Annotated in this window: 11 protein-coding genes; all 11 read right to left on the bottom strand. The window is 37.7% G+C overall.

Going from position 1 to position 13,245, the window contains the following annotated elements; translation table 11 throughout:
- Positions 1 to 128: 128 nt before the first annotated feature.
- The gene (locus CDZ94_RS15655; RefSeq protein ID WP_096438602.1) at positions 129 to 1,697 is read right to left on the bottom strand and encodes an extracellular solute-binding protein; all 1,569 of its coding nucleotides are present in this window, start codon (positions 1,695 to 1,697) and stop codon (positions 129 to 131) included.
- A gap of 451 nt (positions 1,698 to 2,148) precedes the next feature.
- Positions 2,149 to 2,790, bottom strand: coding sequence for a YesL family protein (locus CDZ94_RS15650; RefSeq protein WP_096438600.1), 642 nt, complete (start codon positions 2,788 to 2,790; stop codon positions 2,149 to 2,151).
- 17 nt (positions 2,791 to 2,807) lie between these two features.
- Positions 2,808 to 4,181, bottom strand: coding sequence for a helix-turn-helix domain-containing protein (locus CDZ94_RS15645; protein WP_096438598.1), 1,374 nt, complete (start codon positions 4,179 to 4,181; stop codon positions 2,808 to 2,810).
- Positions 4,182 to 4,297: 116 nt separating this feature from the next.
- On the bottom strand, positions 4,298 to 6,241 hold the full coding sequence (locus CDZ94_RS15640; protein ID WP_096438596.1) for an acetylxylan esterase: 1,944 nt from the start codon (positions 6,239 to 6,241) through the stop codon (positions 4,298 to 4,300).
- A gap of 50 nt (positions 6,242 to 6,291) precedes the next feature.
- Positions 6,292 to 7,419, bottom strand: coding sequence for a GNAT family N-acetyltransferase (locus CDZ94_RS15635; RefSeq protein ID WP_096438594.1), 1,128 nt, complete (start codon positions 7,417 to 7,419; stop codon positions 6,292 to 6,294).
- A gap of 56 nt (positions 7,420 to 7,475) precedes the next feature.
- A complete protein-coding gene (locus CDZ94_RS15630) occupies positions 7,476 to 8,480 on the bottom strand; it encodes a Gfo/Idh/MocA family protein (RefSeq protein WP_096438592.1) in 1,005 nt (334 codons plus the stop codon).
- Positions 8,481 to 8,615: 135 nt separating this feature from the next.
- Entirely contained in the window at positions 8,616 to 9,686 is a 1,071-nt protein-coding gene (locus CDZ94_RS15625) for a dihydrodipicolinate synthase family protein (RefSeq protein ID WP_096440904.1), read from the bottom strand.
- 3 nt (positions 9,687 to 9,689) lie between these two features.
- Positions 9,690 to 10,706 (bottom strand): NAD-dependent epimerase/dehydratase family protein, encoded by a 1,017-nt coding sequence (locus tag CDZ94_RS15620; protein ID WP_096438590.1) that lies wholly within the window; start codon positions 10,704 to 10,706, stop codon positions 9,690 to 9,692.
- Positions 10,707 to 10,769: 63 nt separating this feature from the next.
- Complete coding sequence (locus CDZ94_RS15615; RefSeq protein WP_096438588.1) at positions 10,770 to 11,405, bottom strand: hypothetical protein; 636 nt, start codon at positions 11,403 to 11,405, stop codon at positions 10,770 to 10,772.
- A 105-nt stretch (positions 11,406 to 11,510) separates the two neighbouring features.
- A complete protein-coding gene (locus CDZ94_RS15610; RefSeq protein WP_096438586.1) occupies positions 11,511 to 12,383 on the bottom strand; it encodes a sugar phosphate isomerase/epimerase family protein in 873 nt (290 codons plus the stop codon).
- On the bottom strand, positions 12,376 to 13,242 hold the full coding sequence (locus CDZ94_RS15605; RefSeq protein WP_096438584.1) for a sugar phosphate isomerase/epimerase family protein: 867 nt from the start codon (positions 13,240 to 13,242) through the stop codon (positions 12,376 to 12,378). The genes CDZ94_RS15610 and CDZ94_RS15605 overlap by 8 nt, the downstream gene beginning before the upstream one ends.
- Positions 13,243 to 13,245 lie beyond the last annotated feature (3 nt).

Below are 13,245 nucleotides of genomic sequence, written 5' to 3'. Positions count from 1 at the left end.
TAGAAAGTCTGTTTTATCCGTGTAAAATTAGGGAATACCTTATGAATAAAAAGAGGAACTCTACTAATTAGTAGAGTTCCTCATCTTTTATCCGTTATAAGAGAACCCTATTTTAGATCAAAAAGTTATTATTGAAGACGATCATAAGATTGTTGGTAAGTGTTCAACAGGTCCTGTAAACCAAGATCATTGATTTCTTCAACATATTCATCCCACTCATCTAAACTTCTTTCGCCAATAATAAAGCGTCCAATTTGTTCTTGATAGCGAGTGCTAATAGATTCTCTCAATACCGATGTTTCATTAGATTCAGCCGAATTTAAGATTGGTTGAGTTAACACCTGTGGCGCATCGTACTCTTCTATCACTTTCAATGACTCTTCAAGCTCAGGGATAGCAAAACCATGCAGATTTTGAAAGTCATCTAAGACAAGAAACGTACCATTATTCCCTACACCGGTCTCAATATTGAAGTCTGCTTGGGTGTCATATAACATTTCAACTTCTCCATCTACAATTTCATGTGTGACACCTTCTTTCCCCAAGGTCACAAACTCTATTGCCTCATCCGTGTAGAACCAATCGATGTATGTCAGCGCTTCTTCGATATTATCAGATAATGAGGAGACAGCCATACCTCTCTCCACAAGATCCGCATTAAAGTTATGCTGTGGTGCCCCTTCAAACCAAGCAGGTGGCGGCATAAACTTCATACTAAAATCAGGATTTTCCTCTTGCATAGTAGGGTTGAAAGTTAGCATGGTACCATTGTAATCCACCGTCATGAAACTTTCTTCACTCATAATATACTCTTGCCAAGCTTCTTGATTAATACTTAGCCAATCTGGCGGTATAAGCCCCTCTTCATAAAATGTATTCAACCATTCAACCATAACTTTGTATTCATCCTTAACAGGTGCAAACGTCCACTGCTCTGTCTCTGGATCAAGGTAAAACTCACTACCCGGCATATCGAATTGAGGCGTAATCATATGGAAGTGTGCGAAATCACTTCTAAATATGAATGGATAGCTACCTGGATATATTTCTTGTAGTTCTTTGGACACTTCATACATTTCTTCCCAAGTGTCCGGCGTGTCTAAATTATGTTCTTCGAAAATATCTTCACGGTGAAGATAACCTCTTCTACCTGAAGCACCATCGTTGTAGGATGGTGCCATGTAAAGTCCTCCATCAGCAGCCATTGCATTTTGTAAAATGGTCGGATCATCCTCTAGCAATTGAAACATGTTAGGCATTAATTCTTCATACTCCATGAGATCGATAAAAGCTCCATCTTGTCCATATTCGTTAAAGATATTGTAATCAAGTGCCCAATATATATCAGGCATATCCCCTGATGCGATCGTAAGATTCAGTTGCTCTGTATAATTCGATCCCTCTACAGCCATCATATCTAACTCGACATTTGTCTTTTCAGTTAACCAATCCCAAATATATTGGTCTTCATCGTAAGGCCAACTAGGGTGGTTTCGGTTAAACATACTTAATTCTGTCACCTCATCGAACAGCTTGTCTCCTGATTCACCGTTTTCATTGTTTTCTTGTTCTTCTGTTGATTCATTTTCATTTAAATCATTACTTTGACTAGCTTCTTCACTATCACTACAACCAATCACTAAAGCTGCTGTCAACATGAACCCAAATAACACTTTGACTATATTGTTGCCTCTCATTAAACCAACTCCTTTTTTATTTCTCCGTCTGGGTGGAGATCAACTTATACATATAACAACAACCAACATCGCCCCTTTTTAATGAAATAAGTGAATGTGACTTCCTAAAAACTAACTAGGGACATCCACAAACCTGATTAAAAATTAAAAATTTTCTAATAACTTGTTTCAAATTATAAGATTCTGCTAATAAAAAGACAAGTCTTTTAAATGTCTTTAATGGTTATTCTCCTTGCAGTCCATCAAGTCTATTAAATGTCTTTAATAGCTTTTTTGTTACACATATAGATTAGCTACAGCTGCTATTTCTGCTCAAACTTATTACGACGGGCACCTCCCCCCTTAAATAAAACGCTTACATTTAACTAAAAAACTTGGATAAATAGCGACTTTAAGTCGAGTCTATTCAGTGTCTTTAAACCCCAATAATGATAAACCTTTTAGAATGATCTCATCCTGTATAACTTTGAGTATGATCGTTTTGTTTGTCTATTTTTGAAAAGGCACGATTAGCTATAAACATTAACACGAGAGATATTACACTACCGCTGAAGAAAAGAAGCAGTCCTGGAAGTTTCATAAACACAAAATAGAGCGAGCTTCCTGCAACAGCCATTCCAATTGTCTCAACAGGACGAGCCACTGCTATTAAAAAGGGGTATGTAAGATACTGGTAAACTGTTAATTCAAAATGTACATAAACGGGGAAGAAAAATAACAACACCAATAAATATAGAAAAAAAGCAACGATCAAAACGAAACCTAAAATAATATAAAACATACCACTTTGATGGGCAAGTAATGAAAAATTAAAATACATTGCATAACCAAATAATAGTAAAATCAATCCTAAGAAGTTAGCTTTTACAAATTCTGTTCGGTAATAGAACCAATAAGTTTTAAAGACATCAATCTCTTCGTCTCCATTCACCCATTTACGCACTACTGCAAACATGGCAACCGTAGCTGGAATGATTCCGAAGATAATCAGACCAACTAAAGTAAATAAAATCCACAGCATGTTTACAAACGCCATACGTGTAATCCAAGTACTTGCCCTATACAAATTCCCCATCGTTCCTTGCAGTTCCATGATGACACCTCGTTTTGCTATGACTTGCTCTCTATAATAGATGCTTGTTCGCTAATAAACGAAATACTATAAATTTGTCTAGGTCTCCCTCTTGACGTTATCTTTTCTTCTCCCACGATATCTACTAACCCTGCGTCTAACCACTGTAATAAAATCCGATGTGTACTCCGTACGGTGACACCTAATACTGCAGCTAACTCTTGAGCTGTATAATTCACCTTTCTATTACGACTAACTTGAGCCATTAATCTACTCATATATGTAGCAGTCATTCCTGCTTTCTCTGCTTTTTGTAGAAAATCTTGGTCCGTAATAGTTAAATCATATACCATCGGATCCCCCATTTTCACAGGGCCTATAACACTTCGGTCCTCACGAACAATAAAGCATATATTCCCGCCGTACTCTTGTGACTGACGAAGTGCAAGCCTAGCATGAACACCAGCACCATTAGCCGTATTAGCGAAGCCTACTCCAATACTTATTGAAATATTAAATGTCTCTTTTACTTCTTGCAGCAAAGGAATCGATTTGTAACCCCTCGTTTCTCTCTCGAAAACGCCACGCGTCGTTACAAACAAATATTCTCCTCCACCAAGGTGAGTCAAGTGACCATCAATTGTTTGGGCGTAATCAAGAATAATGCGATGAATATCCAACTTTAATTTTTGTAATTCAAATTCAGAAGTGGCTGCATCGATAAGCTTGTTATATTTATCAATATGAATTAACCCAATAATCACTTGTAACTCCTTATTACGCCTTGTCTCGGTGGATAACAGCGCCCTTTCAAGAGATACAATGATATCTTGATGAGTCGGCACTACCCATTCATTAGGAATGTTTCGCTCTGTCAAAATATCGGAGACTGTTCTTAAACCTGTCAACACCCCAACACAGCCATTTTTTTCATAGTTTTCAATATGAAAACGTACGATGTCTTCTTCTTTATCCGTATACTTCCCTCTATAAAAATAAATGTCCGTTTCCAATTCCCCTAACTCCTGTAGCGTACGTTCAACTACATGTTCAGACAATGTATCTACTGACAACTTTGCGATGTTGTTTGTTTTATGCAAACGGTATAAAGAACTATACGGAGCTGTCCCGCCAAGGTGAATATATTGAATAGGCGTCTTATAATAATCAATCGTTTCTTTTACCTTTTGGTAGGGGATATAACCTGAAAATAAAATAACTTCAACCTGCCCGATTAATTGTTCAACTATGGCTGGTACTTCTTCTATATCTTCGAACACCCTAAATAATGGATAGAAAGAAGGAAACGCTTTTATTTCTTGTTGTATTTTTTGCACAATGGCCTCTCCACCAACAATTCCGATCTTAATTCCTTTCTGTGAATCTATCGATGTAATTTTGTTCTCCGACATGTAAATACCTCCCTTCACTACCATTATGATATAAAAAGAATAGTTTTTCGATATGCATTTGTCTTTAATCTACATAAATCAACGTCTTGTGCATCTGTCAAATTTTAATAAAGACTCTAGTTTAGAAAACCTTTCCAATCTTCCATGTTCCTAACTCTCCATATCCCCCCAGGTTCACCAAAATGTCTATATAACTTTTCTGTCCATCGATAGGATTCTGGACGTTGACCTACAAAGATAATCTTCGTCGGCCAAAGCATCCCGGCCAGATGAGGCAGGTCTGTGTATCGTAAAGCATTAATGATTTCAAGTGCAGTCCCATTGGACTTATCCGGTGTATTTTGAGTCCCAGGGGGATCATGTAAAATAACAGTATCTATGTTCCCGTCTAGTAGAGCAGCATATAAAGCAACAACCGCCATGTCTTCTCTCGCAGCTAAAACAACCTTATTCGAATCCACATAAGGAAAGGATCTCACTGCTTCGACCCCTCGTAAAGTATCCCACACCCTCATTGAAGCAACCGTGCGCCCAGTTAATGCGGCTGATCTTCGAACAAACCAATTTAATTCAGGGCCCCAAGAGGTTTTTCCTGTACCACGCGTATCTATACGACACTTCAACCAGCTTTCGTCGAGACCACGTAAAAGTGGATCTCTTTTAAGCTCCTGATTTTCCCCTGGTGATTTTAAAGATATAACGACCGGGGAAGGTTTATATACACTATTTTCATGGCCTCGGATTTCTCCAGACAACCTCCACTCTTGTTCTGTTACATACGAAAACGAATCAAACCATTGTTGCTGTTTATTCAATGATCTTTGCTCTACTTTCGTTTGTAAGTCTGGGGCACTCTTAGGAAACGCTGTAAAACTCTCTTTTTTAAGGTTTTTGATTAATAGGTCCTTTTCTCGCTTCAAATCTGTTTCATTTTCAATTTCCGACTTTTCAGATAACGGTATAAACCAATCTTGTACAGAAGTAGACTCATCATTTGCTGGTAACTTTCCATTAAATACGAGTAAATCTTCATCTTTCTCTCGTATTCCGTCAATATCGGTTACGTCTTCCTCTTGTAAAGAAGATCGTCCTAAATGGCGAACAAACCATTTAAAAATAGCAATTCTCGACTCTGCACTGTATGAATGAGGACCATGAAATTCCATAAATTCAATACTATTTTCCGCATCTAATGTTTTATAAAATGAATTTAACCTCTCATATACATATCGCACAGAATCAATTTCGAAATATTCATCACGGTCTGGTGTGACAATTAATAATGGCCGAGGTGCTACCAATGCACACATTTCAATTAAGGACCACCCATAAGGATTTGATGGAAAAATACAATCACAATGGCGATCAATTGTTTGTTCTCTCACATGAGAGGCGATCGTTCCTGTCCCACAAGAAGGAGAGGTGACTTGAATACGGTCATCAGCACACGCTGTCCACCAACTTATCGAACCTCCACCTGAAGTTCCAGTCATCCCTATACGTTGTTCATCAACTTCATCTAAACTACATAATAGGTCTACTCCTCGAATAGCATTCCACACTTCTGAACCTACGGATGTATACCCTTGACTAATCCATTGAAACTCTCCATATGAGTGGGTGCCATGATGAACACCGCCAACTTCCCCTAGTTGAATCGTGTCTAAAATTAAGATAACAAAGCCCATTTGCGCAAATTTCCGAGCATGATCTTGATAATTAATTTTTTGTTTTGCATTATGCCCGCATACATACACCATACCTGGCCCGGGGGATGTAATATCGTTTGGTATATAGAGGTTCCCTGCAACGTACATATCTGGAAGACTTTCAAAGTATAATTTTTCAACTCTATACGTGTCACGTGTTAACGTTCCTGTTACTTTTACATTTAAGGGAGTTCGTTTTTTTTGTAAGTAATGATCGATGCCTATCATTTTATGAAATTGTTGTTGTTTTTCACTACGCCACAGGTCAAATTCTTCTTTCGTCGCAAAGTTGGGTAAGATTGAATCGGTTATTCGCTCTGCCTCTCGAACTAAATATTCTATCATATTCATTATTGAACCCCCCCGATATTACTTTAAGTAGGCCGTAAAAATCATATAAACTATACGTAATAAAGTCCCTGTGTAAAAGGTAGAGGGACAGGGAACAATTCACTTAGCTCATGCATCAAAGAGGGGTCGATATCTGTCTCAGGGTTATTATCAAACATTAGCGAAACAAATGAGCGAGGATCAACAATAGCACTTCTACCATTTAACGATATCTTTATTTGTTTATCTGGTAATGAGCTGACCTGAAAAAGTTCAGCTAGTTTTGCGTTTTTATCATTTAAATAAGGTGAAAGTTGTTTTATCAATCGTTCTGGATCAACAACATGAACGGTCCCTATATTTTTACTATATTTACTCTCGGATCCCTCCAACAAATTTTGTAATCCACTTTCATGCCAGGGGACAGGAATATTGATTTGTTTTAATTGATAGAGATTCATAGATTCTGCTAATAAACTAGCAACAGTATGCTCGTCTCCTGCCCAATCAATAGCTTTAGGTAATTCCGGTGAATTAGACTTGGGTAAACCTACGATAACAAACCCTAGTATATCATTGTCTTTAAAAGCTAATAACACCTTGTAAGTTAACTTCTTAGTGGACCCAACCGTTTCAGCCTCCAGAAGTTGAGCGATATCCCACACACTAAAATCAAACTTTACATCACGAAAGTTTGAAGCTTGATGTAATCTCAACAAATCTGATGTCTCCATCTCTTTGAAACTAATTTCTGAACTAATCTGATGTTGCGGTGGTAGTGTCGATGATTCAATCGTATATAATCGGAAATCTCCAAAAGGATAACAGTCTGCCTTACTATAAAGAGAACGATTACCCGAAACTAGTAATAATGAAGCGCCTGCTTCATCGATATGTTGTTTAACCTCGGTAAGCATTTTACTCGCATAGCCTTTCCCTCTATGATCGGGATCTGTACAAACTACCCCCAATGAATAAACACTAAGGTTTGCATGACCAACACGAATATTTGACGGTGATAGGCCCATAAATGAAACGAGACGTTCTTTATCAAATATTCCAAATGACCCTGATGTAACATCAAAAAGTTGACGATGTGTATATCTTACCGATTTTTTCTCCCGATCTTTTCGAAATGTCTCATCAGCTAGTTTAATTGCAGAGTCCATTTCATTCTCAGCTACTAAACGAATTTCCATTTGACTTCCCTCCTACTTCAAAAGTTTGGCTTGGTTAAATCCATGTTCTGAACAGATTAAAATATAGATACCTTTTCTACTTTCCCATCAGCGTCTAAAGTGGCCCTGGATGTTGCCAAAATATCGTCATGAGTAATCGAGCCGCTATTATCATGTATCTGGTTTAAAAAGTCTTCAGTTATGGTTGAAGTAATCGTTTGCAAATCAACCTGTTCAGGGGGATCCTCATGAGTCATTTGCATCATGATACTTTCACCCACAGAAGTCGGATCACCTGTTAGTTTAAGTTCCGCATAGCCTTTTGTTCCCACAACAAACACTCGACCGTCACCATAAGTTAAGCTTGATTCAGGGGTGTGCCAATCTGCATATAGTTGCACAAGGGTGTACCCTTCCAGCATCACTTGCAAAGTGGCCGTATCATAAAATGTAGGATATTCTGGTAATATATTTTTAGCCACAAGACCACTTGTTCTCTCAATCTCTTTACCGGTTAACCAACGTAGCAGATCGAAATCATGGACAAATAAATCTATGACAAGTCCACCACATTGTTCTTTAGAAAAGTGCCATTTTGGTCTAGTTGATGGGGATAATTTATGAGGTTTGCGGATAGATATATTGACAATATCCCCGAGCTTTCCTTGAACGATCTGATCCTTTAAGGTGTAGAAAGCAGGGCGATAACGCTCTGTCAATAACATCCCTATTTTTATTTTCCCTCTTTGAATTACTTGCTCCAAGCGCTGATATCCTTCATCATTTGTCACTGCCGGCTTATCAAGCATAATGTGTTTCCCATACTTCTCACACAATTCCACAATATCAATCTTTTCATTGTTAATAGCTGAACTACCAACAAGATCTATTTCGTTAGTTAAAAGCATGTCACGATCTTCAATTACGGGGACATCGAGTCGATCCCCTAACTTTTGTGCTAAAGATTGATTCTCCTTTTCATAAATACCTACACATTCGTGCCCTAGATCTAACATTTCTTGAATAAAGATCGATATATGTTCATGCTGGCAACCGATGATTGAAAACTTTAGCCTATCCATATTTCATCCTCCCCATTAAAGATTTTATAACCAATTACTTTTAAATTTTTCTGAATATTTAACTTCATTTTAGTTCCCCGCCTATTAAAAGACAAGTCTTTTAAATGTCTTTTAATAGGTCTATGTCCTTTTATATTACTTTTTCATAAATGCTTGTGCCCTTTGTTCTTCTACAAATTGATCATCATTTAAACTTGGATACGCTTGATAAACACGTTCAATTTCTTCCATTTGTCCTGGTGATAGCTCTTCATTAGCATTTAAACACCAACGACCTTCCAAAAGCCCCTGCCTCCTGAGCACTTCGTGAATACCAGCAATACATCCCTTGAAATCATTCTTAGAATCGAAAAATGCTGCATTTACATCGGTAATCTCTATTCCTTTTTGTAGTAGTTCTACCGGTATAGAACCACCTTTCATTCGTACAAACTTAATTTCATTAAATAGTTCAACTGCTTTCTGAGTCCATACAGCCCAATGACCGAGCAAACCACCGACTATTTTCTTCTCTATTACTTCTCCACCGACTGTAAAACGGTGCGTAGTTAGTAAATCAGCTACAATATTATCGTCGTTTCCTGTATAGAGGGCAATATCATCATATCGTTTTGAGTGACACACAGCTCGAACGACATTAATTGTTTCATAACGATCAAAGGGGGCTAGTTTAATTGCCTTAACTCCCTGAATATCCGCAAGTGCTTTCCAAAACTCATAACTAAGTATTCTTCCACCTACGGATGGTTGCATATAAAAACCAAAAACTGGGATAACTTCTGCTATTGCCTCTATTCTTTGAAGTAAATCAGCTTCTGACCAATCATTTAACCCTCCCATACTAACAAGGCCGAGATCATACCCTAAGCTAGCTGCTACTTCCGCCTCTTCTAATGCTTGTTTAGTCGGTCCGCAAATCCCTGCCACCTTAATAATAGGTCGGTCGAGACCAGCTTTGTTTACCTCTTCAGCCGCCAAACGTAAAACAGGTTCGAATAATTCAATACCTTTATTTCGAATTTCAAATTGTGTTGTGTGTACACCAACAGCTACTCCACCCGCTCCAGCACTAATGTAATAACGTGTTAAAGCTTGTTGTTTTTCTATATCTAACTGACGATATCCATTTAATGCTAAAGGGTGTGCTGGTATGACTACACCTTCGTGAAGTTGCTTTTTTACCTCGGGTTTTAACTCTTTTGCCATCATTTAAAATGCTCCTTCTCTTTCTTGAAAATGGGTTGGTTTCCCCAATGTTTCTCCGTCGATTTTTACCCACTCTACCGTCCACTCGATCATTTCTTGTAACGAAACTGATGGATAACCAAATAATTTATTACTTTGCGAAGCATTATTAAGTAGTGCTATATCCTGTTCTTCATTAATAAAGATCGGCTTCTCTTCTAAATATTCTCCCATTCTTTCTGCTAACCAACGTAAAGAGACAGTTTCAGGCCCTGTAACATTAAGGGTTTTGGGTGGAGTGTCACAAACACTCAATGAACGGATAGCTATTTCATTCGCATCTCCTTGCCAGATGACATTTGCATGCCCCATTGTTAAATCAATCGGCTTTTGTTCATTAACCGATTTTGCAACTTCTAACAAAACACCATACCGAAGATCAATCGCATAATTCAATCGGATTTTCACCATCGGGGTCTTGTACTTTTTCGAAAAATGTTCGAAAACACGTTCACGCCCTACACATGATTGGGCATACTCTCCAATAGGACCTGTTGGATTTTGTTCTGTCGCTCCTCCTAATGTAAGAGGGGTTAAAGGGTATACATTTCCAGAAGAAAAAACAACTATACGAGAGTTCTGAAATTTTTGAGCAATACGCCCTGGAAGATAAGCATTCATCGCCCATGTAAAACTTTCATTTCCTGCTGTTCCAAATTTTTTACCTACCATATAAATAATATTTTTCACATCAGGTAATGCCTGTAGCTGTTCTTCATTTAGTAGATCAGCTGAAATCGTCTCAATTCCAGATTCCTCTAATTGTAATCGTGCTTCGCTTGACGTGAAGCGTGATACACCAATGACCTTTTTGTTTACTCCAGCTTTATCAACAGCATTTTTTGCAAGCTGTGCTAAACTTGGACCCATTTTACCGCCTACACCAAGAATCATAATGTCACCCTCGAGTTGGACAATTTCATTAACCAATTGTTCAGAAGGATCAGATAATTTAGCTTCTAATTCTTTTATTGTTTTCATATTTTCTCCTTTCAAATATAAACTCTAAAAACCAATATAGTCATCATGTACATTTTAATCTGTTCAGTAAGTGACAGACTTCACTAATTGGAAGATATTTTCTTTGTTCCAATTATTTTTAACTCCGTTCTTCTCTAAAAAATATTGAACGATTGTTTTATAATCAAAATTATACGTTTGATTAATGCCTATAATAATCGTTTCTAAATACTCTGCAGATGGGGACTTAAACACACCTTCACTCATATCATTATGTGAAGTAAAAGTAAAAATCGGAAGCTCCCCCTCGTCACCTAAATGCATAATACATCCATATCGAGATCGGTTAAATACCTTTGAACCCTTTTGACGGACTTCTGCTAAATCTACTGAAAAATAAAGCCCATTATTCTCCTGTTTGACTACATCCATGAATTGTTCTTCTGTAATGAGGTACATTCTTCCTAATGTTTTATAGTTTTCATTCCTCTTGTGCCCGATAACTGCCGCACTTCCTCCCCATCTACTTGAATAGCCTTTAAAATATAATGGGTATGAAATCATAAATGGTTGGTCCTTTTTCGGTAATGTCTTATCTCGACAACCAACTTCTTCTTTTTCTGAACCCCTCGGAGTCCCACCTTGTATATAACATAAAAAACGATTCCTATTTAGATTCGATCCATAACTGCAATACCATACATACTTTTGTTCCTTCATACTATCCCCTTCTCTATTAACACCTCTATGTAAGCCGTGGCCTTCTGTGTTTTCAAACGTACCAGGTTTTTACTTTTTTCATACGTTACTATAAATTTGATGCTATTATACAGTTTTCCGTGCCTGTAAAAACTGTACAGCTTGTTTTATATTTTCATAGGCGTTTGTTCCTGCCTCTCTCTCCACAATCAAATAACCATCATAGCCAATATCTTTTAAAGCTTGAAAATAGCTATCAAATTCAACTGCACCTTCCCCAAATGGAGTTTCCCTAAAACCTGTTCCACTTTCTACCATCTCGGCAATAACATCATGATTCATCGATTTGTAACCAAGCGCACCATAAACATCTCTTGGGTCAACGGGGCCTAGTTTTCTACCATCTTTTGCGTGCGTGTGTACAATATAATCTTTTAATGTATATACTCCTTGTACAGGGTCATCTCCAGTAACCATCACCATATTACCTGGGTCAAAATTTACAGAAACACCTTTTGTTGATTGCTCATCTAGAAATGTTTTAAGCCTAGTAGCAGGTTCTGGTCCAGTTTCTATTGCAAAATAAGCATTTAAAGATGAGGCAAATGTTCCAAGCTCTTCGCATGCCTCTAACATCGTTTCATATATTTCATTTTTTTCTTCTGGAATAATGCCGATATGTGTTGTAACAACCGGTGTACCAAGCTCGACGGCAAGCTCTAATATACGTTTCGACTTATCAATTTTTTGAGCATTTTGCCTTTTATCTTGAAACCCATGACCACCTAAATCACCACAAAGAGCTGAAATGGATAAGTTATTTGAAAGTAACTCTTCTTTCAATCGTTTCTTTGTGTCATTATCAATCGTTCCCGGATCCATTTCTCCAGATACAGCGTATATTTGCACACCTTCTACATTTAAATTTCCTGCTAAACGAAGGCTCTCCCACAGCTCTGTTTGGAATCCATCTGATATGACTCCTATTGGATTATGCATAAACTGCACCTTCCTTGTTCAATTGATTTTTAACATATTGAAAACCAGTAACTGTACCATCTAAGCAATTTTCCATTCCTTCAAATTCAATAGAAAGCCAGCTGTTGTAACCGCTTTCTTTAACTATTGAAATAATCCGATTAATCGGTACATCACCTTGCCCGATGATCGATCCTCTGATTTTTTTGCCACCTGCAGTTTGAATCCACCCATCTATTAACTCATCATTCTCCTCTCGAAGATAAAAATCTTTAACGTGAACCATTGAGGCATACGGCAAACATTTTTTCACTGCTATTGCTGGTTCTTCATCGATACATACGAAATTACCTACATCTAAAGTTAGACGGCAATTCGAGTGATTGACTCGATCTAGTAAAGCAATGACACGATCACTACCTTGTATATAAAAACCATGATTTTCAATTGATGTCGTGATATTGAACGATGAGGCATATTCAGTAATCTCTCTACATGCGGATGCTAGACGGTCCAGTTCATTAACAAAAGTTGTAATTGTACCGTTTGCTCTTTTGGCAACATCATGGCGCATATGGGTAACACCCAATGCTGCAGCAACATCAACTTGATGTTTGACACGTTGAATTTCTTCTATATAGTTATTGTCATCGTCAACGGCAAAGTTAGCGCTAATAGCATAGTTAGAAATTTCTACCCCTACTTTTTTTGCTTGTTCACGGATAATTGGGGCTGATTCCAACGTGGCTTCAAAGCCGAGTGGTACTATTTCAACGTGAGTACCTCCTATTTGTTTAACCCATTGAAACATCGCTTCCACAGTCAATTCTTTAGAACGGAGAGCATTCAATAAACTATAGGAACTCACTCCAATTTTCATGTT

The sequence above is a fragment of the Alteribacter populi genome (assembly GCF_002352765.1).
Lineage (GTDB): Bacteria > Bacillota > Bacilli > Bacillales > Salisediminibacteriaceae > Alteribacter > Alteribacter populi.
This window is presented reverse-complemented; position numbering and strand designations above follow the sequence as displayed.